Origin of the sequence: Salipiger bermudensis (assembly GCF_019801965.1) — a bacterium.
Taxonomy (GTDB): domain Bacteria; phylum Pseudomonadota; class Alphaproteobacteria; order Rhodobacterales; family Rhodobacteraceae; genus Salipiger; species Salipiger bermudensis_A.
The window spans coordinates 186,385-206,361 of the sequence record NZ_JAHVIA010000005.1 but is presented as its reverse complement, the minus strand read 5'-3'; the positions used below and the strand labels follow the sequence as shown (position 1 = coordinate 206,361).

The following is a 19,977-nucleotide window of genomic DNA, read 5'->3' as shown; positions in this document are numbered from 1 at the left end:
TCAGCCGCGCGGCATCCGCAAGACGATGTTGCGCCCGCTCTTGGTGAGCCGCAGCTCGTCCTCGCCGATCGCGGCCACGCGGCCGCCATCGAGACGGTCACCGACCTTGACGTTCTGCAGCCGCCCGTTCGACAGCCGCACCAGCGCACGCCGGTTCGAGGCGCTGCCGAAGACGCCGATCAGGTTCATGTCACGCAGATTGATCTGGTTCGCGGTGGTCGCCTCGCGGGCCACGTTGGCATTCTGTGGCACGCGCGGGCCGGGCTGCACGCGCACCGGCGCTGCTGTGGCGGTCTGGGTCTGCTGCGGCGCGCGGCGCGCCGCCTGCTGCACCAGGCTCGACATGTTGCCGGGGCGGGTCTGCGGCTCGAGCGAGCTGGCCACTGCCTGCGCGGTGCCGCTCGGCACTTCGGGCGCCTCGAGCGCCTCCTCCACCGCTGTCGCGATGTCCTCGGACACCGGCGCGACCAGCGTCTCGCGGGCCGCCTCGGCCTGGACGCTGACGCTCTCGGGGCGCAGCACCGGGCGCATGTCGGCGAGCTCGGAGCGCGAGATACCGCCAAGGCTCGCGCGCTCGGTCTGTTCGATCAGGTCTTCCGGCCGATCCTGCGGACGCACCGCGCGCAGCGCGTCGGCGGCGGCAAGGGCTGCGCTGTCCTGCGGCGTCTCGGCCTCTCCGGCCTCCGGGGCGTCCTCGGCGGCCTCGCGCAGCGGCGGGCGCTGCGGCGGCGGGCCGGTGAAGACGCGATGCCCGTCGGGCGAGATCGCGCCCTCGGGAGTGGCCCGGACCAGCCCGCGCGGATCGAGGTCGAAGCGCTCGTCGGGGCCGGGCGGCAAGCGCATCGGTTCGAGCGCGATATCGTCGTTGAGGCCCGGCGCCGCGGGCAGGGCGATGGCGTCGAACTGTCCCACCGCCGGGTCGACAGAGGAGATGTAGAGATCGTCGACATCGCTGCCACCGGGCATGCGTGGCGCCGTCGGCGCGGCCTGCCAGATGCCGGTCGCGGCGTAGCGGGTGGCGGCCTCGTCGGGCGAGAGCGGCTCCGCCGAGGGCAGGGCCGGCTCCGGCGCGGCGGTCTCGTCGATCGTCACGGGCGCAGGCGCGGCCTCTATCTCCGGCGCAGTCTCCGCCTCGGGGGCTTCCGGCGCGGGGGCGGGCGTGAGCGCAGCGGTGTCGAGAACCGCCTCGGGCCCGATCTCCGGCTCCGCATCGGCAAGCTCCTCTGCCGCCTCGCCCTCGGGCAGGGTCTCCGCGATGGTGGTCGGCGCGGCGTCGCGGCGGAACAGGCCCGAGATGCCCTCGTCGAGGAAGACCGACGCCCAGGCGGCGACCGCGGCGAGGAACAGCAGAAGCGCCGCCGTCAGCATGAGGCCGAGGAAGCGCGGCTTGCCGCCGATCTCCTGGCCGCGTGCGCCGAAGACGGTCATCCGCCGGCGTTCCTCTTCCGGATCGACCGCAGCTGCGGCGGCGAGCTGTGCCGTCGCAGGCCCCGGATCGGTGCCGGCGTTGCGGCGCATGGCGGCGACCTGCAGCGCATCCTTGCGGGGGGCGGCCGGGCCGGGATCGGCCGGCTCCGGTGCCGGTGCAGCCGCCGCTTTCTTATTCTTCCGCAGGGGCTTGGAGGCCGTTCCTCCCGCGGTGGGCGCCTTCTTTCCGGGGGCTTTTGCCGCGCTGTCGGGCGCGGCCTCAGCGCGCAGTTGCGGGGTGCGGCCGGGGCCGCCGTCGGCAGCGGCGGTCAGCGACGGGGCCGCCGCAGGGGACGGGGCTTCGCGGCTGGCCCGTATGCTCGAGAAGCTCGGCGCGCCGGGTCTTTGTGCCGGTCCGGGCGCCGCCGGCGCGACCGGCACCGTGCTGCGCGGCTCGGGCAGGGGCGGCGCCTCGACGGGCGTTCTTGCCCCGCCACCGGGGCCGAACGTGCCGCCGCCGAAGCTGGCGGTCTCCTCCTGCGGCGCGTCGGCCTCGGTCTCGGCTCGATCGGCAGGCACCTCATTCGCCTCGGAGGAAGCGCTCGCAGGCATGGGCTCAGGCTCCGCCTCCGCCGAAATTGCCGCTTCGGGCTGCGCCTGCTGAGGCTCTGCCTCTGCCGGAGTCTCCTCCGCATCGATATCCGTCGCCACCGGCGGCGTCGCGACAAGCTCGGCCACGTCGGCAGCTCCATCGGCCTCTGACTCGGGCGCAGGCTGCGGCCGCCGCGCGGCGCCAGCCCAAGGCGCTTCTGCCGTTGCCGGGACGACCTTGATCGGGGTCTTGAGCCGCTCCGGCGCCGCGCCGGTCCAGCCCGATGCCGCGCCGAAGGAGACGGCCCCCTCGAACGCCTCGTCGCCGGGGATGGCGGTGAAGGCCACCGGCACGAAGCCATGCGCCCGCACGAAGCTCTCGGCCTCGTCGAGCGTCTCCTGCGCGACGGCGGCTGCCAGCAGCCGGTCATCGCGCCGCGACCAGTCATAGCTCAGCTCGTCGACCGCGTAGGGCGTGGCACCGTCGAGCGCGGCGCGCACGGCGTTTGCGCCGGCGTCATCGTCACCGCCGGGGTCGGCAAGGTCGAGATAGCGGATCTGCTCGTTCGGCAACACCAGCAGCACCTGCGCGCCATCGGCGGCAAGCGCCTCGGCGCGCTCGCGCAGGGCGGTGAGCTTTGTCTCGAGCGCCGCGTCCTCGAAGGCCAGCTGCTCGATCTGCATCCAGCCCGAGACCGACCGCCTGAGAAGAGCGATGCCGTCGAAGGACAGGGAAAGCGCGAAATTCGGTACCATGTCCGGTGTCTACCACTGCTCGGCTGTTGATGGGAGTCTGCTGCCCCGCGATGACAGAGTATAGCAGCCTTCCGCCGAGCGGAAGAAAGCTTGCAACGCAGAGCCTTGCGACACGCCGCCCGGAGCCCGATGTTGACGATATCTTTACCAATCCCGAGGAGGATCCCATGCGTCGTCTCGCCCTTGTCACCGCCTGCACGCTCTTGCTGTCGGCCGGCGCCGCCTTCGCGCAGGACAGCGCGCTGAAACTGACCGTCACCGGCGAGGGGGAAGCCGTCGCCGTGCCCGACATGGCCACCGTGAGCCTCGGTGTCAGCGTCGAAAATGCCGATCCCGGCACCGCGATGAACGAGGCCTCCGAGGTCGCGGCAGCGATTCTCGCCCGGCTCGACGCGATGGGCATCGCCGCGCGCGACCGGCAGACCTCGGATGTCGGGCTCCAGCCGATCTGGAGCAACTACGATTCCGAGCGCGCGCGCGAGATCACCGGCTACGAGGCATCGAACCGGCTGACCGTACGGGTGCGCGATCTCGACCAGCTCGGCGCGGTGCTGGGCGCGGTGACCGAGGATGGCGCCAACCGGCTCTCGGGGCTGAGCTTCGGCCTGCAGGATCCCGACCCGGTGACCGAAGCCGCGCGGCGCGACGCGGTGGCCGACGCGATGGAGCGGGCGCGGGTGCTGGCCGAGGCGGCCGGCGTCACGCTGGGGCCGGTGCTGTCGATCTCGGAATCGGGCGGTGGCTACGCGCCGCCGATGCCGATGATGGAGGCGCGGGTTGCCTCCGCGCCGGTCGCCGCGGGCGAAACCACGGTCGGCGCCCGCGTCACCATGGTGTTCGAGATCGCCGAGTAGGTCCAAGACGATTAAGGGGGCGCCGCGGCGCCCCCCACAAAGTCGGCTCCTTGCAGGCCGGGCCGGCTCATCCGGCCTGTGCCAGCGCCTGCTCGAGATCAGCGATCAGGTCCTCGGGATCCTCGATGCCGATCGAGATCCGCACCACGTTCGGCGCAGCCCCGGCGGCGATCTGCTGCTCCTCGCTGAGCTGGCGGTGGGTGGTCGAGGCGGAGTGGATCACCAGGCTGCGGGCATCGCCAAGATTGGCCACGTGGCTGAAGATCTGCAGCGCGTCGACGAACTTGATGCAGCTCTCGTAGCCGCCCTTCAGCGCGATGGTGAACAGTCCGCCGGCGCCGTTGGGGCAGATCTTGGCAACCCGGTCATTGTAGGGCGAGGAGGGCAGTCCGGCATAGGTGACGCGCTCCACCGCCGGGTGGTTCTCGAGCCAGGAGGCCACGCGCATGGCGTTTTCCACGTGCTTCTGCATCCGCAGGCTCAGGGTCTCGATGCCCATCAGCGTGTAATGCGCGCCCTGCGGGTTCATCGTCATGCCAAGATCGCGCAGGCCGACGGCGATGGAGTGGAAGGTGAAGGCGAGCGAACCGAAGGTCTCGTGGAACTTGAGCCCATGATAGGCCGGCTCGGGATCCGAGAGCGAGGGGAACTTGCCCGAGGCAGACCAGTCGAAACGCCCCGAGTCGACGACCGCGCCGCCGGTCACCGTGCCGTTGCCGGTCAGGTACTTGGTCAGCGAATGCACCACCAGCGTGGCGCCGTGCTCGATCGGACGGCAGAGATAGGGCGTCGCCGAGGTGTTGTCGACGATCAGCGGCAGCCCGGCCTTGTCGGCGATGGCGGCGATGGCGTCGAGATCGGTGATGTAGCCGCCGGGATTGGCGATGCTCTCGCAGAACACCGCGCGGGTGTTGTCGTCTATGGCTGCCTCGACGGCGCCGAGATCATCGAAATCGACGAATTTGCACGACCAGCCGAAGCGCTTGATGGTCTGGCTGAACTGCGTGATCGTTCCGCCATAAGCCCTTGTGGAAGCAACGATATTCAGCCCCGGACCCATCAGCGGGAAGAGCGCCATGATCTGCGCCGCGTGGCCCGAGGAGCAGCACACCGCCCCGGCGCCGCCCTCGAGCGTCGCGACCCGTTCCTGCAGGGCGGCAACCGTCGGGTTGGTGAGGCGCGAATAGATGTAGCCCACCTCCTGCAGGTTGAAGAGCGCCGCGGCGTGGTCGGCGTCGCGGAAGACATAGGCGGTGGTCTGGTAGATCGGTGTCTGCCGCGCCCCGGTGGCCGGGTCGGGCCGGGCGCCCGCGTGCACCTGCAGCGTGTCGAAGCCGTGTGTCATGAAATCCTCCCTTATGAACCCTCGCCCATAGGCGTAGGCCATTGCAGGGCGCCCCACAATATCCACGGCGCCGTTCCTTCGAAATCGACCCGCGCGACGCCCCTCCACCCGCGCCGCCCTCTGTCTTCTCTGGTTCGACAAATACCTCGGGGGTGAATTGGCGCACAGAGCGCCAAGAGGGGGCTGGCCCCCCCCCGGACGCTCTCAAACGCGCCTCCGCCAGCCCTGAGGCGCGGCCTCCACCAGAGAGCCTCCGCCCGACGCCGCCCAGCCGACACGCCGCCTCAGCGCATCCAGAAGCCTTCCCGTTTCAGCCGGTTGCGAAAGCCTTGCTCGCGCCGGGGCAGGTTCTCGCGATCAAAGAGCGCCCGGGCCTTGCGGCCGCGGCCCTGGTAGACCATGCGCCGCATCGGCTCATATTGCTTGAGGATGCGCTTGACCCGGTTCGGGGCCGCGATCTCCTCGAGCCAGTCCACCACCGTGTCGCTCTCGCGGGCATAGAGCAGCGGCAGGGTGCGGTAGTGGCAGCTCACCGTGCCGTCGATCAGCCCGTCCGGCAGCGTGTCGCGGCCGCCGCCGAACGCGTGGATCACCAGCGGCAGCGCCACCTGGTCGAGCCAGGGGTCGAGGCTCTGGCAGACCAGCTCGGGCGGTGGATCATCGCGGATCTCGAGCGCGTAATCGAGGAAGCGCTGGCCGAAGCGGCGCGGGCAGGGGCCGAAGAAGAACCCGGCGTTGAAGTAGAGATGGCGCTGCCAGTACTCGTCGGGCCAGCCGAGGTCGAGCGAGCTCTCGAAATCGAGCCCGAAGCGATCGTAGAGCGCCTTCCAGGTCTCGCTGTAGCCCGGCCCGTAGAGCTCGATCTGCGGCCAGGTGCCCTCGCGGCGAAGCGAGGCGCTGGGGCGTGAGAAGTCGAACGGCACCCGCGCCAGGTCGTCGAGCATCAGCGTGTCGCTGTCGAAGAACACGAAGGGTTCGCCCTCGGGCAGCGCCAGCAGCGCCTCGATCTTGTTGCCATAGGGATAGGCGGCGCCGAAATGCCGGCTCTCGAAGGGCAGGATCCGGGCGCCATGGGCCTCGAGCAGGGCGCGCAGCTCGGGGTCGTCGATGCGCGGGTCGAGCGGCCAGAGATCGCCCGGCTGCGGCTCGGCGACATGCAGCGTCGCGTGGCGCGCCGGCGTGGTGAGCGCGAAGGAAAGCGCGAAGAGAAGGGCCTCGTATTGCAGCCGTCCGGCCTGGCCCACGATCATCACGTTGACCGGGCCCGTGCCCTCGCTTTCGTCCTTGCCTGTCATGCCGCTGCGCGCACCCCACCTGTTTTGCCTGCACTATAGGCGGGGCGGGGCGCGCCGGGAAGCGGCCGCGATCAGAGTTCGATCGCCTCGAGCACCTGCGGCTCGATGACCTGCACGCCGGGCAGGCCGGCGGCGAGCGTCTCTGCGGATTGCTCGAGCGCCGGGAAGGTGCGGTAATGCATCGGGACCACGGTCTTGAAGTCGAAATAGGTCTTCGCCGCCCAGGCCGCCATTTCCATGTCCATGGTGTAGTAGCCGCCGGCGCTGAGGATTCCGATATCGGGTTTGTAATAGGCACCGATCCACGACATGTCGGCCATGATCGTGGTGTCGCCCGAGAAGTAGATCGTCTTGCCCTCGCCACGGATGACGAAGCCGGTCTCCATGCCGGTGTAGCGCGACACGCCGTCGATCTCCATCGACGAGCTGTGCGAGGCCGGAACCATGCTCACGGAGACCTCGCCGAAGCTGATGGTGCCGCCCTTGTTGAAGGCATGGCCCGCCACCGCGCCCTGCGACTCGAGAAGCCCGATCAGTTCGAAGATCCCGGAAACCGGCAGGTCGTTGTCCTTCGACAGCGCCACCACGTCATTGGTGTGGTCGAAATGGCCATGCGTCATCAGGATCTGGGTGGCCCCGTCGAGCGCCTCTGCGATGCGGTCGTCGGGCATCATCGGGTTGCCGGTGACCCAGGGGTCGATCAGCAGCACCTGGTCCTCGATCTCGATGCGGAAACTGCCATGTCCAAGCCAAATGAGTTTCATCAATCCATCCTCTTTTGAAAGCGTCCGACCGGAGCCTAGCGCAGGATGTCGGGGGGTAAAGGGGGCCAGCCCCCTCTTGGCCTGCGGCCAATTCACCCCCGAGGTATTTTTGAACCAAAGAAGCGCAGCCCCTGTCTTCTCTTCGTCAAAAATACTCCCGCCGACACGGCGCTTCAGAACAGGGCGCGGGATCAGGCGGCGGGGTAGCGGGCGGCAAGACCGGCCATGAGGCTGCGGTCGGTGTCGTCGAGCGGGCCCCGTGCGCCGGGGCGGAAACGATCGCGGAAGGCGGCGAGCAGGGCGTCGTGGCCATCGGCACCGACGCGGTAGCCGAAGCGGTGTGCGTCGGCGTGGAAGTCGCCGGGCGTGCCGGGGAGGGCAGTGATGGCGAGGCCGCGCCTGGCAAGGCGGGCCCAGTCGAAGCGCGGGCCCGGGTCGATCTTGCGCCCCGGGGTCATGTCGGAATGGCCGATCACCCGGTCCGGGGCGATCGACCAGCGCCGAAGGATTCCGGCGAGCAGGTCTTCCAGCGCCGCCATCTGCGGCTCGGGGAAGGGTTCGGAGCCGGTATTGGCGATCTCGATGCCGATCGAGCGCGAGTTCACCTCCGCGACGCTGCCCCAGGCGCCGAGCCCGGCGTGCCAGGCGCGCATGTCCTCGCGCACCAGCTGCCAGACGGTGCCGTACCGGCCGATCACGTAATGCGCCGAGACGCCGGCCTCCGGGTTGCAGAGCCAGTCGCGCGCGCCCTCGGCGCTTGCCATCGCGGTGTAGTGCAGGACGACCATATCCGGCGCCGCGCCGTCACGGCGCGGGCCGAAATTGTCACTCGGGTGCCAGAGCGGCGTCAGCCGCCGCGCGCCGCGCGGAACGGCGCGGGGTCCCAGGCACAGGCGAAGCCGTCGCCATCGGGGTCGAGCCCCTTGCGGTCGCGCTGCGGGCCGCCCATCGACAGGAAGGCCTCCTGCGCGAGGTCGGAGGAACTGTAGGCGCCGCAGGCGCGCGGCACCGGGTTGCCGTCATAGCGACCGGAGCGGTCGTAGAGCGGCACCCCCTTGGGGTTGGTGGTCTGCAGCGCGTAGGCCACGATATTGGGGGCGCTGCTGTTCGGGCGCGGCGGCAGGTCGGTCGGCGCGATGACCTGGTACTGCGCCCGGTTCTGGGCGATCAGCGCGGCGTCGTCCTCGATGTCGCGCTGGGCCGAGACCGCATCGAAATTGTTCTCGTTGGAGATCCCGTCGGCGCCGGTGACCACCTCCGGTGCGGCGTTCTGCGGCGAGGCCTGCACCGGCGCGACGCCGGAATTCTGCGCCGCGGCCGCGGCTGCGGCCTCGGACTCGAGATCGCCGCCATCCAGCGAGCGGCTCTCCACCGGGGTGGGCGCCTGCACCGAGACGGTGCCATCGGCCTGCGCCTGGACCTGGCGCTGCGCGTAGGTCTGGTAGTCGTCGAAGCCGACGCCGGCGCCACTGTCGGGCACCGAGCTGCCGGTGCAGGCGGACAGCGCAATTGCTGCCACGCCAAGAATGAAAGCCGATCTCATCATCTTGCCCGTCACCTTTGTTGCGGTGCTGTTACCACCATTTCGCGGGCTTCTCCACGAAGCCGGCGGCGCGCTCGAGCGCATAGGCGGTATTCAGCAGATCCCCTTCTTCCCACGGCCGCCCGATCAGTTGCAGCCCCAGCGGCAGACCCTGCTTGTCCAGGCCCGCCGGAACGCTAACGCCCGGAAGCCCGGCAAGGTTCACCGTCACGGTGAAGACGTCGTTGAGATACATCTGCACCGGATCGGCGTCTTTCATCTCGCCGAGGCCGAAGGCCGAGGACGGCGTGGCCGGGGTCAGGATCGCGTCGACGCCCTGCGCGAAGACATCCTCGAAATCCTTCTTGATCAGGCTGCGGACCTTGCGGGCGCGGTTGTAATAGGCATCGTAGAAGCCCGCCGACAGCACGTAGGTGCCGACCATGACGCGGCGCTGCACCTCCGGGCCGAAGCCCTCGGCGCGGGTCTTCTCGTACATGTCGTTGATGCCCTCGCCGGCGGCGAGCGTGGCGCGGTGGCCGTACCGCACGCCGTCATAGCGGGCGAGGTTCGACGAGGCCTCGGCGGGCGCGATCACGTAATAGGCGGGCAGGGCGTACTTGGTGTTCGGAAGCGAGATGTCGACGATCTTCGCGCCGGCATCGGCCAGCATGTCGCGGCCTTTGGCCCAGAGTGCCTCGATCTCCTCGGGCATGCCGTCCATGTGGTATTCGCGCGGAATGCCGATGGTCTTGCCCTTGATGTCGCCAGTCAGCATGGCCTCGAAATCCGGCACGGGCAGGTCGGCGGAGGTCGAGTCCTTGGGGTCGTGGCCGCACATCGCCTGCAGCAGGATGGCGGCGTCGCGCACGTCCTTGGTCATCGGGCCGGCCTGGTCGAGCGAGCTGGCAAAGGCGATGATGCCCCAGCGCGAGCAGCGCCCGTAGGTCGGCTTGATGCCGGTGATGCCGGTGAAGGCGGCGGGCTGGCGGATCGAGCCGCCGGTGTCGGTGCCGGTGGCGGCGAGGCAGAGATCCGCCGCGACCGCTGCCGCCGAGCCGCCGGACGAGCCGCCGGGGGTCAGCTGAGTGTCGTCATTGCCGCGGCGCCACGGGTTGACCGCGTTGCCGTAGCAGGAGGTCTCGTTCGACGAGCCCATGGCGAACTCGTCCATGTTGAGCTTGCCGAGCATCACCGCGCCGGCGTCGAAGAGCTGGCTGGTGACGGTGGATTCGTATTCGGGCTTGAAGCCCTCGAGGATGCGCGAGGCGGCCTGCGAGGCGACGCCCTTCGTGCAGAACAGGTCCTTGATCCCCATCGGGATGCCGCACATCGACGGCGCGTCGCCGGCCTTGATGCGGGCATCGGCGGCTTTCGCCTGCTCGATGGCGATCTCGGGGGTCTTGTGGACATAGGCATTGAGCGCGTCGGCGCCCTCGATGGCGCTGAGGCAGGCTTCGGTCAGCTCGACCGAGGTCACGTCTCCGGCGCGCAGCGCGTCGCGCGCCTCGGCCACCTTCATCTTCGTCAGATCGCTCATTCCACCACCTTCGGCACGGCAAAGAATCCCTCGCGGGCATCGGGGGCATTGGACAGGATCTTGTCCTGCTGGTTGCCATCGGTCACGCCATCCTGCCGGCGCTTGAGGCGCATCGGGGTGACGGAGACCATCGGCTCGACGCCGTCCACGTCGACCTCGTTGAGCTGTTCGATGAACTCGAGGATGTTCGAGAATTCCTGTGCCAGCGCCGGAAGCTGGTCGTCCTCGACCCGGATCCGGGCGAGCTTGGCCACACGGGCGGCGGTGTCGGTGTCGATCGACATCGGGAGGCTCCCCTGTCTGCAAATGTCCGCAAAACTTTCGCCCGCTTTACCGCCGCAGCCGCGCCGCCGCAAGCGCCCGCGCCGGATGCCGGGCGTCTGGGGGGCAAATCTTGCGCGCAATGTCCGGATCAGCACCCGGCCGCGGCGGACGGCCTGCCTCCGGCGGGAGTATTTTTGACGAAGAGAAGCCAGGGGCGCGGCGCTCCTGTCTTCTCTGGTTTCCAAATACCTCGGGGGAGGCCGCGGCACGCGGGCGGGGGCAGCGCCCCCATGCCCCGCTGGGCAGGCGGTGTGACGGGGGGCGTTACTCGAGGGAGTAGGGCAGCACGTCGCGGCGTTCGGGACGAATGGAAAGGCGCTTTTCCAACGGGGGCACCGAGCGCTGGTGGCAATCGGTGCGCTCGCAGATCCGGCAGGAAATGCCGATCGGCTCGAAGGCGCCGTCGCGGGCGAGGTCGAGCCCGTCGGCATAGACCATCGCGCCCGCGTGCTTGACCTCGCAGCCGAGCGCCATGGCGTAGCGCCGCACCGGCGCGCCGAAATGGCCGCCGCGCTTGGTGACGTCGCGCGCCAGCAGCACGTAGCGCACCCCGTCCGGGGTCTCGGCCAACTGGCGCAGGAAGCGGCCCGGCGTCTCGAAGGCGCGGTGGACGTTCCACAGGGGGCAAGCGCCGCCGAAGCGGGCGAATTGCAGCCGCGTCGCCGAGTGGCGCTTGGTGATGGTGCCGGCCTGGTCGACGCGGGCAAAGAAGAACGGGATGCCCTTGGCGCCGGGCCGCTGCAGGGTCGAGAGACGGTGCGCCACCTGCTCGATCGAGGCGCCGAAGCGCGAGGCCAGCAGCTCGAGATCGTGGCGCGTCTCCTGTGCGGCGGCGAGAAAGGCGCCGTAGGGCATCATCGCGGCTCCGGCGAAGTAGTTGGCGAGGCCGAGCTTGGCGATGGCGCGGGCCGCCTCGGACTGGAAGCGGGCGAGATCGAGCGTCGCTTCCAGCAGGTCGTTCTGGCGCAGCAGCGCCACCTGCACCAGCAACTGGAAATTCTGCGTCTCCGGCGGCACCAGGTTCGACAGGGTCAGAAGCTTGCGCTCGGCGTCATAGGCGCGCAGCGTGCTGGTCTTCGCGGTCTCCACCGCCACGCCGCGCTCGCGCAGGCGAGCCACCAGCGCGCCGCGCAAATCGCCCTTGAGCATGTTGGCGAAATGCTCCGCCGCTCGGTCGACCGCGTCGATGTAATTGTCGCAGTAGTGGAAGAAATCGCGCACCTCCTCCCAGGGGCTCGGCTGCAGCTGCGCATCCTCGCGTCCCAGCGCCTCGTCGAGCGAGGCGAGGCGCTCGTGGGTCTGGCGATAGGCGCGGTGCAGCTCGAGGAAGGCGCGCGCCAGTGCCGGCGCGTTCGAGGCGGTGAGGCGCAGGTCGGCCAGCGGCGGGGCCTCGCCGAAGATCGGGTCGGCCAGCGCCTCGCGCATGTCGGAGACCAGCCGCTCGCTGTCGCCCTGGCCGAGCTCGGTCACGTCGAAGCCGAATTCCTGCGCCAGCGCCAGCACCACCGTGGTCGAGACCGGGCGGTTGTTGTTCTCCATCTGGTTCAGGTAGGGCAGGGAGATCCCGAGCTTGCCGGCGAAATCCTTCTGCGTCAGCCCGAGCCGGCCGCGCAGATCGCGCAGCTTGGCCCCGGCATAGAGCTTGCGTGTGGCCATTGCTCCCCCTCCCACGATCTTTGCAGCTTAGCGCATTTTGGAGCGATAGTTTGCAAATTTCGCGGGCGGGGTCCAGTCTTGCCTGTCGCTGCGCCTATTCCGCCGCCACTGAGGCGCCGCCGCCCGGCACGTAGTTGAGGATCGGCGCGAGCCAGCGCTCGACCTCCTCGACCGACATGCCCTTGCGGGCGGCATAGTCCTGCACCTGGTCGCGCTCGACCTTGGCGACGCCGAAGTAGTAGCTCTCCGGGTGGCCGATATAGAGCCCCGAGACCGAGGAGCCGGGCCACATGGCGTAGCTCTCCGTGAGCTCCACGCCGGTGGCGTTGGTGGCGTCGAGCAGCTCGAAGAGCGTGGTCTTCTCGGTGTGGTCGGGCTGCGCCGGGTAGCCGGGGGCGGGGCGGATGCCGGCGTATTTCTCGGCGATCAGCTCGGCATTGTCGAACGCCTCGTCGGGCGCATAGCCCCAGAACTCCTTGCGCACCCGCTCGTGCAGGCGCTCGGCCATGGCCTCGGCAAAGCGGTCGGCCAGCGCCTTGACCATGATCGACGAGTAATCGTCGTGCTTTGCCTCGAAACCCTTGGCGATGCGCTCTTCCTCGATGCCGGCGGTCACCACGAAGCCGCCGACGTGATCGGGGCGGCCCTCGGGCGCCACGAAATCCGACAGCGCCACGTTGGGCCGGTCGCCGCGCTTGGCGGTCTGCTGGCGCAGGGTGAAGAAGGTGGCGAGCTCCTCGGCGCGCTCCTCGCTCTTGTAGAGGCGGATGTCGTCGCCCACGGCATTGGCCGGCCAGAAGCCCAACACGGCGCGCGGGTTGAACCACTTCTCGGCAATGATCTTCTCGAGCATCGCCTGCGCGTCGGCAAAGAGGGCGCGGGCGGCCTCGCCCTGCTTTTCGTCATCGAGGATCTTGGGATAGACGCCCTTCATCTCCCAGGTCTGGAAGAACGGCGTCCAGTCGATGTAGCGCGCCAGTTCGGCCAGATCCCAGTCCTCGACCACCCTGGTGCCGAGGAAGGACGGCGCAGGGGCGTGGTTGCCGAAATCGAGCTTCAGCGCGTTGGCGCGGGCCTGCTCGACCGAGATGCGCTTCTTGGCGAGCTCGGCGCGGGCGTGCTTCTCGGCCACATCGGCGTATTCGCTCTGGATGTTGGCGACATAGTCGGGCTTCTGCGTCGAGGACAGCAGCGAGGACACCACGCTCACCGCGCGGCTGGCATCGGTGACGTAGACCGCCTGACCCTTGCCGTAGCGCGGGTGGATCTTCACGGCCGTGTGAACCCGCGAGGTGGTCGCACCGCCGATCAGGAGCGGGATGTCAAAGCCCTCGCGCTCCATCTCGGAGGCCACGTGCACCATCTCGTCGAGCGAGGGGGTGATGAGCCCCGAGAGGCCGATCACGTCGACATTCTGCTCCTTCGCGGTGGCGAGGATCTTTTCCGCCGGGACCATGACGCCGAGGTCGATGATCTCGTAATTGTTGCAGGCCAGAACGACGCCGACGATGTTCTTGCCGATATCGTGCACATCGCCCTTCACCGTCGCCATCAGCACCTTGCCGGCGGCCTCGCGCTCGGTGCCGCCGCTGAGGCGCTTTTCCTCTTCCATGTAGGGCAGCAGCACGGCGACCGCCTGCTTCATCACCCGGGCCGACTTGACCACCTGCGGCAGGAACATCTTGCCGGCGCCGAAGAGGTCGCCCACCACGTTCATGCCCGCCATCAAGGGCCCCTCGATGACGTGCAGCGGGCGCTCGGCGGATTGCCGGGCCTCCTCGGTGTCGGCTTCGATGAACTCGGTGATGCCGTTGACCAGCGCGTGCTCGAGCCGCTTCTCCACCGGCAGCTCGCGCCACGACATGTCCTTCTCGCGGCCCTTGGCGCCGCCCTGACCGCGATAGCGCTCGGCGATGTCGAGCATGTTCTCGGTGGCGGTGCCGCCATTGGCCGGGGTGCGGTTCAGCACCACGTCCTCGCAGGCTTCGCGCAGGTCGGGGTCGATCTGGTCATAGACCGCGAGCTGGCCGGCGTTGACGATGCCCATGTCCATGCCGTTCTGGATGGCGTGGTAGAGGAACACCGCGTGCATCGCCTCGCGCACCGGCTCGTTGCCGCGGAACGAGAAGGACAGGTTCGAGACCCCGCCCGAGATATGCACATGCGGGCAGTCGGTGGTGATGCGGCGGGTGGCTTCGATGAAGTCGACGCCGTAATTGTCGTGCTCCTCGATGCCGGTGGCGACGGCGAACACGTTCGGGTCGAAGATGATATCCTCGGGCGGGAAACCGACCTTCTCGGTCAGCAGCTTGTAGGCGCGGGTGCAGATCTCGACCTTGCGGTCCTCGGTGTCGGCCTGTCCGACCTCGTCGAAGGCCATGACGATGACCGCTGCGCCATAGCGGCGGCAGAGCGTCGCCTGCTCGAGGAATGTCTCCTCGCCCTCCTTCATCGAGATCGAGTTGACCACCGGCTTGCCCTGCACGCATTTCAGGCCCGCCTCGATGATCTCCCACTTGGAGCTGTCGATCATGATCGGCACGCGGGCGATATCGGGCTCGGCGGCGATCAGGTTGAGGAACTCGACCATCGCCTGCTGGCTGTCGATCAGGCCCTCGTCCATGTTGATGTCGATGATCTGCGCACCCGCCTCGACCTGATCGCGCGCCACGTCGAGCGCGGTGGCGTAATCGGCATTGGTGATCAGCTTGCGGAACTTGGCCGAGCCCGTGACATTGGTGCGCTCGCCCACGTTCACGAAAGGGATGTCGGCGGTCAGGGTGAAGGGCTCGAGCCCCGAGAGCTTCATCAGCGGTTTGTGCTCGGGAATCTCGCGCGGCGCACAGCCCTCGACCGCCTGCGCAACGGCGCGGATATGCTCGTAGGTCGAGCCGCAGCAGCCGCCCACCACGTTGAGCAGCCCGTCCCTCGCGAAGCCCGCGATCAGCTCGGCCATCTCCTCGGGGGTCTGATCGTATTCGCCCATCTCGTTGGGCAGGCCGGCATTGGGATAGGCGCAGACCAGCGTGTCGGCGGTGGCGGCGATCTCGGCGAGGTGCGGGCGCATGGCATCGGCCCCGAGCGCGCAGTTGAGCCCGATCGACCACGGCTGCGCGTGGCGCACCGAGTGCCAGAAGGCGGTGGGCGTCTGGCCCGAGAGGGTGCGGCCCGAGAGGTCGGTGATGGTGCCCGAGATCATCACCGGGAGGCGGGTGCCGGTCTCGGCGAAGACCTCCTCGCAGGCGAAGATCGCGGCCTTGGCGTTGAGCGTGTCGAAGATGGTCTCGATCAGCACCATGTCGATGCCGCCCTCGATCAGCCCGCGCAGCTGCTGGCCATAGGCGATGCGCAGGTCGTCGAAGGTCACCGCGCGGTAGCCGGGGTTGTTGACGTCCGGGCTGATCGAGGCGGTGCGGTTGGTCGGCCCGAGCGCGCCGGCCACGAAACGGGCACGGCCGTCCTCGGCCTCGGCCCGGTCCATCGCCTCACGGGCCAGCCTTGCGCCCGCGACGTTGAGATCGAACACCGCCGCTTCCATGGCGTAATCGGCCTGCGCGATGGTGGTCGAGGAGAAGGTGTTGGTCTCGACGATATCGGCCCCGGCCATGGCGTAGTTGTAGTGGATCTCCTCGATGATCTCGGGGGCCGAGAGGTTGAGGATATCGTTGTTGCCCTGCTGCGCATCGCTACGCCCCTCGGGCAGGTAGCGCGCCACCGCGGTTTCGCCGGCGCCGTCGAAGATCGAGGGATCGAGCTTCAGCTTCTGGATCTGCGTGCCCATGGCGCCGTCGAGGATTAGGATGCGCTCGCGGGCGGCGGCCTCGAGGCGGTCGAAGACGGGAGAACGGGTCGGGGCGGTGCTGGACATGGGATTGCGGCTTTCCGGGCTGTTTGGCGGCCTACCTATATGCTGGGCCAAGCTAAGGCCAATTCATAATGGTCAAGGGGATCATGAGGTGCGTTCACATTGTGGGCGCGCAGGGGCCGCCCTCTCGGTTTTGCGATCCATTCTCATTTGCATCATTGACAATTGCGAATGGCTCGCATTTACATCCCCTCAAGGACCGATTTCAGGGAAGGGCCCGACATGCTGAACCGCTCGATCCGGCTGGCGGCCGCCTCCGTCCTGGCGCTCACCGTGGCGCAGGCGGCGCAGGCCGAGGACAAGCTCAAGGTTGTCACCACCTTCACGGTGCTGGCCGACATGGCACAGAACGTGGCGGGCGACGCGGCGGAGGTGGTCTCGATCACCAAGCCCGGCGCCGAGATCCACGGCTACGAGCCGACCCCGCGCGACATCGTCGGCGCCCATGATGCCGATCTGATCCTGTGGAACGGGCTGAACCTCGAGCTCTGGTTCGAGCAGTTCCTGCGCAATCTCGGCGATCTGCCCTCGGCGACGCTCAGCGATGGCATCGAACCGATCGCGATCTCCAAGGGCGCCTATGAGGGCAAGGCTAACCCGCATGCCTGGATGGGGCTCGACAATGCGCAGGTCTATGTCGACAACATCGCCGCCGCGCTGAGCGCGCAGGATCCTGACAACGCCGGGACCTATGCCGCCAACGCGGAGCGCTACAAGCAAGAGCTGCGCGACACGCTCGAGCCGTTGCGCGCCCGCATTGCCGAGATCCCGGAAGACAAGCGCTGGCTGGTGACCTGCGAGGGCGCGTTCAGCTACCTCGCCCGCGATTTCGGCATGAAGGAGCTCTATCTCTGGCCGATGAACGCCGACCAGACCGGCACGCCGCAGCAGGTTAGGGCGGTGATCGACGGGGTCAGGACGCATGAAATTCCGGCAGTGTTCTGCGAAAGCACGGTCAACACCGCCCCCGCCGAGCAGGTCGCGCGCGAAACCGGTGCCAGCTATGGCGGTGTGCTCTATGTCGATAGTCTGAGCGATCCGGATGGCCCGGTGCCGAGCTATCTCGATCTGCTGCGCGTCACCTCCGAGACCATCGCGGACGGGCTCGGCGCCGCGAACTGACCGAAGGACCGAAAGGCATCCCCATGCGCGACCGCCAGACCGCCAACGCCCCGAGCCTCGATCCCGCCAACTCATCCGTTGACGAGGCCGGCGGCGGCATCCGGGCCCGTGACGTGACGGTGACCTATCGCAACGGCCACACCGCCCTGCGCCGCGCCAGCTTCGAGATCCCGCGCGGCACGGTGACCGCGCTGGTGGGGGTGAACGGCGCCGGAAAATCCACGCTGTTCAAGGCCATCATGGGCTTCGTGCCGGCGGCGGCGGGCGAGATCACCCTTCTGGGCATTAGCGTGCGCGACGCGCTCAAGCGCAACCTCGTGGCCTATGTGCCGCAATCGGAAGAGGTCGACTGGTCGTTCCCGGTTCTGGTCGAGGACGTGGTGATGATGGGGCGCTACGGCCATATGGGCTTTCTGCGCCGCCCCCGGCGCGCCGATCACGCGGCCGTCGCCGAGGCGCTGGCCCGCGTCAACATGCAGGAGTTCCGCCATCGCCAGATCGGCGAGCTCTCGGGCGGGCAGCGCAAGCGGGTGTTCCTCGCCCGCGCGCTGGCGCAGGAGGGGCAGGTGATCCTGCTCGACGAGCCGTTCACCGGGGTCGACGTCAAGACCGAGGAGCAGATCATCGCGCTGCTGCGCGAGCTGCGCGAGGAGGGACGGGTGATGCTGGTCTCGACGCACAATCTCGGCTCGGTGCCCGAGTTCTGCGACCGCACGGTGCTGGTCAAGGGCACGGTGCTGGCCCACGGCCCCACCGCCACGACCTTCACCCGCGCCAATCTCGAGGCGGCCTTCGGCGGCGTGCTGCGCCACTTCACGCTGGGCGGCGACGCGCTGCACAACGATGACGACGCCCGCCGCGTCACCATCTTCTCCGACGACGAGCGCCCGCTGGTGCAATATGGCGACGAGCTGCGGACCCGGGAGGAGGGCAAATGAGCCGCCGTCCGGACACCGCGCAGCGCAGCCGCCGGATGCCCCGTGAGCAGGGGCGGCGGCTAGCAGGGATGCGTCTCGCGCCCCCGAGGTGCCCGTGCATGGCCGCTCCGACGCGCAAGGTCGGTAAGGGGCGACGGCTGGCAGCAATGCCTCTGGTGCGCCCGACCTTCCCTTGCATGGCCGAGCTGACGCGCACGCGCAGGGAGGGGCTGCGATGAGCGTGCTTCTCGAGCCCTTCGCCTATGGCTACATGACCAACGCCATGTGGGTCTCGGCGCTGGTCGGCGGGGTCTGCGCCTTCCTCTCCTCCTACCTGATGCTCAAGGGTTGGTCGCTGATCGGCGACGCGCTCTCGCATGCCGTCGTGCCCGGCGTTGCGGGCGCCTACATGCTGGGGCTGCCCTTCGCGCTGGGCGCCTTCCTCTCCGGCGGGCTCGCGGCCGGGGCGATGTTGTTCCTATCGGGGCGCTCGGGGCTGAAGATCGACGTGGTGATAGGGCTGATCTTCACGAGCTTCTTCGGGCTCGGGCTATTCATGGTCTCGGTCAACCCGGTGGCTGTCTCGATCCAGACCATCACCATGGGCAACATCCTCGCCATCACGCCGGGCGATACGCTGCAGCTGGTGCTGATCGGGGCGATCTCGCTCGCTGTGCTGCTGGCAAAGTGGAAGGACCTGATGGTCGTGTTCTTCGACGAGAACCACGCCCAGAGCATCGGCCTGCGGCCGGGGCTCCTGAAGGCGGTGTTCTTCACCCTGCTCTCGGCCTCGGTGGTGGCGGCGATGCAGACCGTGGGGGCCTTCCTCGTCATCGCCATGGTGGTGACGCCGGGGGCGACCGCCTATCTGCTCTGTGACCGCTTCCCGCGGCTCATCCTGCTCTCGGTCAGCATCGGCGCGCTCACCAGCTTCATCGGAGCCTACCTGAGCTATTTCCTCGACGGTGCGACCGGCGGCGTCATCGTGGTGCTGCAGACGCTGATCTTCCTCGCGGCCTTCGTCTTCGCCCCCAAGCACGGCCTGCTCGCCGCCCGCCGCAAGGCGCGGCTGGCCCTGCGCGAGGACGGGGTCGGGGAGGGCGCGGCATGAGCGAGCTGCTGCTGCCCTTCCAGTTCCCCTTCATGCAGAACGCCTTCCTGATCTGCGTCCTCGTCGCGATCCCCACGGCGCTGCTGTCGTGCTTTCTCGTGCTCAAGGGCTGGGCGTTGATGGGCGACGCCATCAGCCACGCCATCCTGCCCGGGGTGGTGCTGGCCTATATCGCCGGGTTGCCGCTCATCGTCGGGGCCTTTGGGGCGGGGATGCTGACCGCCACCGCGACTGGCTTTCTGGCCCAGAACAGCCGGGTCAAGCAGGACACGGTGATGGGCGTGGTGTTCTCGGGCATGTTCGGGCTGGGCATCGTTCTCTACACGCAGGTCTCGACCGACGTGCATCTCGATCACATCCTCTTCGGCAACATGCTGGGCGTGGGCCCGGCCGATCTCTGGACCGCCGGCAGCATCTCGCTGCTGGTCACGCTGGGGCTGCTGCTGAGCTGGAAGGACCTCGTTCTGCACGCCTTCGATCCGGCGCAGGCGCGGGCCTCGGGGCTGCGCGTGGGTTGGCTGCATTACGGGCTGCTGACCGCGCTGTCGCTGACCATCGTGGCCACGCTGACCGCCACCGGGCTGATCCTCGCGGTGGGGTTGCTGATCGCGCCGGGGGCCATCGGCTTCCTCGTCAGTCGGCGCTTCCCGACGATGATGCTGGTGGCGAGCCTCGCCTGCCTGCTGTCGATGCTGGCGGGCACCTATGCCAGCTTCTTCCTCGACAGCGCTCCGGCGCCGACCATCATCCTGATCCTCACGACGCTCTTCGTGGTGGCCTTCCTGCGCCGCAGCCTGCTGACCCGCCGGGCCTCGCGGGCCGGCGGCTGAGCGGGCAGAGCGGGGCAGGGGCTGAGGAGCACGACCAAGCTCGGCGATCCGGGACGCGCGAGGGAGGGTCGGGCTCCG

At 68.7% G+C, this 19,977-nt stretch carries 15 protein-coding genes; 5 read left to right on the top strand and 10 right to left on the bottom strand.

All coding sequences use genetic code 11. The features are described 5' to 3' along the window. Positions 1-2,754 (bottom strand): hypothetical protein, encoded by a 2,754-nt coding sequence (locus KUV62_RS12780; protein WP_222604096.1) that lies wholly within the window; start codon positions 2,752-2,754, stop codon positions 1-3. Positions 2,755-2,921: 167 nt separating this feature from the next. Here KUV62_RS12780 and KUV62_RS12775 point away from each other — a divergent pair, with 167 nt between their 5' ends. Beyond that, on the top strand, positions 2,922-3,608 hold the full coding sequence (locus KUV62_RS12775; RefSeq protein ID WP_222604095.1) for an SIMPL domain-containing protein: 687 nt from the start codon (positions 2,922-2,924) through the stop codon (positions 3,606-3,608). A gap of 67 nt (positions 3,609-3,675) precedes the next feature. Here KUV62_RS12775 and KUV62_RS12770 read toward each other — a convergent pair whose 3' ends face one another. The 9 genes from KUV62_RS12770 to metH all read right to left on the bottom strand — a co-directional run bounded on the left by KUV62_RS12770 (position 3,676) and on the right by metH (position 15,922). Further along, positions 3,676-4,953: an O-acetylhomoserine aminocarboxypropyltransferase/cysteine synthase family protein gene (locus KUV62_RS12770; protein ID WP_222604094.1), complete on the bottom strand. Its 1,278-nt coding sequence runs from the start codon at positions 4,951-4,953 to the stop codon at positions 3,676-3,678. Positions 4,954-5,237: 284 nt separating this feature from the next. Then, positions 5,238-6,248, bottom strand: a complete 1,011-nt coding sequence (locus KUV62_RS12765; RefSeq protein ID WP_222604093.1) for a hypothetical protein — start codon at positions 6,246-6,248, stop codon at positions 5,238-5,240. A 71-nt stretch (positions 6,249-6,319) separates the two neighbouring features. Next, positions 6,320-7,012: a metal-dependent hydrolase gene (locus tag KUV62_RS12760; RefSeq protein WP_222604092.1), complete on the bottom strand. Its 693-nt coding sequence runs from the start codon at positions 7,010-7,012 to the stop codon at positions 6,320-6,322. 191 nt (positions 7,013-7,203) lie between these two features. Beyond that, positions 7,204-7,899, bottom strand: coding sequence for an N-acetylmuramoyl-L-alanine amidase (locus KUV62_RS12755; RefSeq protein ID WP_222604330.1), 696 nt, complete (start codon positions 7,897-7,899; stop codon positions 7,204-7,206). Further along, positions 7,860-8,555, bottom strand: a complete 696-nt coding sequence (locus tag KUV62_RS12750) for a hypothetical protein (RefSeq protein ID WP_222604331.1) — start codon at positions 8,553-8,555, stop codon at positions 7,860-7,862. Before KUV62_RS12750 ends, KUV62_RS12755 begins: the two co-directional genes overlap by 40 nt. Before the next feature lie 31 nt (positions 8,556-8,586). After that, entirely contained in the window at positions 8,587-10,074 is a 1,488-nt protein-coding gene (gene gatA / locus KUV62_RS12745) for an Asp-tRNA(Asn)/Glu-tRNA(Gln) amidotransferase subunit GatA (RefSeq protein WP_222604091.1), read from the bottom strand. Continuing rightward, positions 10,071-10,358 carry an Asp-tRNA(Asn)/Glu-tRNA(Gln) amidotransferase subunit GatC gene (gene gatC, locus KUV62_RS12740; RefSeq protein ID WP_222604090.1) on the bottom strand — a complete coding sequence of 96 codons (288 nt, stop codon included), beginning with the start codon at positions 10,356-10,358 and terminating at the stop codon, positions 10,071-10,073. The genes gatA and gatC overlap by 4 nt, the downstream gene beginning before the upstream one ends. A gap of 304 nt (positions 10,359-10,662) precedes the next feature. After that, positions 10,663-12,054 (bottom strand): short-chain fatty acyl-CoA regulator family protein, encoded by a 1,392-nt coding sequence (locus KUV62_RS12735; RefSeq protein ID WP_222604089.1) that lies wholly within the window; start codon positions 12,052-12,054, stop codon positions 10,663-10,665. 94 nt (positions 12,055-12,148) lie between these two features. Next, the gene (metH, locus tag KUV62_RS12730) at positions 12,149-15,922 is read right to left on the bottom strand and encodes a methionine synthase (protein ID WP_222604088.1); all 3,774 of its coding nucleotides are present in this window, start codon (positions 15,920-15,922) and stop codon (positions 12,149-12,151) included. 219 nt (positions 15,923-16,141) lie between these two features. Here metH and KUV62_RS12725 point away from each other — a divergent pair, with 219 nt between their 5' ends. The 4 genes from KUV62_RS12725 to KUV62_RS12710 all read left to right on the top strand — a co-directional run bounded on the left by KUV62_RS12725 (position 16,142) and on the right by KUV62_RS12710 (position 19,899). Continuing rightward, on the top strand, positions 16,142-17,041 hold the full coding sequence (locus tag KUV62_RS12725; protein WP_222604087.1) for a metal ABC transporter substrate-binding protein: 900 nt from the start codon (positions 16,142-16,144) through the stop codon (positions 17,039-17,041). A gap of 23 nt (positions 17,042-17,064) precedes the next feature. Next, positions 17,065-17,979 carry a manganese/iron ABC transporter ATP-binding protein gene (locus KUV62_RS12720; protein WP_261395611.1) on the top strand — a complete coding sequence of 305 codons (915 nt, stop codon included), beginning with the start codon at positions 17,065-17,067 and terminating at the stop codon, positions 17,977-17,979. A gap of 214 nt (positions 17,980-18,193) precedes the next feature. Continuing rightward, positions 18,194-19,069 carry a metal ABC transporter permease gene (locus KUV62_RS12715; RefSeq protein ID WP_222604086.1) on the top strand — a complete coding sequence of 292 codons (876 nt, stop codon included), beginning with the start codon at positions 18,194-18,196 and terminating at the stop codon, positions 19,067-19,069. Next, entirely contained in the window at positions 19,066-19,899 is an 834-nt protein-coding gene (locus KUV62_RS12710; RefSeq protein ID WP_222604085.1) for a metal ABC transporter permease, read from the top strand. The genes KUV62_RS12715 and KUV62_RS12710 overlap by 4 nt, the downstream gene beginning before the upstream one ends. Positions 19,900-19,977 lie beyond the last annotated feature (78 nt).

Coding starts and splice junctions, on each gene's coding strand:
- metH (WP_222604088.1), bottom strand. CDS start 15,922: ATGTCCAGCACCGCCCCGACCCGTTCTCCCGTCTTCGACCGCCTCGAG.
- KUV62_RS12735 (WP_222604089.1), bottom strand. CDS start 12,054: ATGGCCACACGCAAGCTCTATGCCGGGGCCAAGCTGCGCGATCTGCGC.
- KUV62_RS12760 (WP_222604092.1), bottom strand. CDS start 7,012: ATGAAACTCATTTGGCTTGGACATGGCAGTTTCCGCATCGAGATCGAG.
- KUV62_RS12725 (WP_222604087.1), top strand. CDS start 16,142: ATGCTGAACCGCTCGATCCGGCTGGCGGCCGCCTCCGTCCTGGCGCTC.
- KUV62_RS12770 (WP_222604094.1), bottom strand. CDS start 4,953: ATGACACACGGCTTCGACACGCTGCAGGTGCACGCGGGCGCCCGGCCC.
- KUV62_RS12775 (WP_222604095.1), top strand. CDS start 2,922: ATGCGTCGTCTCGCCCTTGTCACCGCCTGCACGCTCTTGCTGTCGGCC.
- gatC (WP_222604090.1), bottom strand. CDS start 10,358: ATGTCGATCGACACCGACACCGCCGCCCGTGTGGCCAAGCTCGCCCGG.
- KUV62_RS12710 (WP_222604085.1), top strand. CDS start 19,066: ATGAGCGAGCTGCTGCTGCCCTTCCAGTTCCCCTTCATGCAGAACGCC.
- KUV62_RS12750 (WP_222604331.1), bottom strand. CDS start 8,555: ATGAGATCGGCTTTCATTCTTGGCGTGGCAGCAATTGCGCTGTCCGCC.
- KUV62_RS12765 (WP_222604093.1), bottom strand. CDS start 6,248: ATGACAGGCAAGGACGAAAGCGAGGGCACGGGCCCGGTCAACGTGATG.
- gatA (WP_222604091.1), bottom strand. CDS start 10,074: ATGAGCGATCTGACGAAGATGAAGGTGGCCGAGGCGCGCGACGCGCTG.
- KUV62_RS12780 (WP_222604096.1), bottom strand. CDS start 2,754: ATGGTACCGAATTTCGCGCTTTCCCTGTCCTTCGACGGCATCGCTCTT.
- KUV62_RS12720 (WP_261395611.1), top strand. CDS start 17,065: ATGCGCGACCGCCAGACCGCCAACGCCCCGAGCCTCGATCCCGCCAAC.
- KUV62_RS12715 (WP_222604086.1), top strand. CDS start 18,194: ATGAGCGTGCTTCTCGAGCCCTTCGCCTATGGCTACATGACCAACGCC.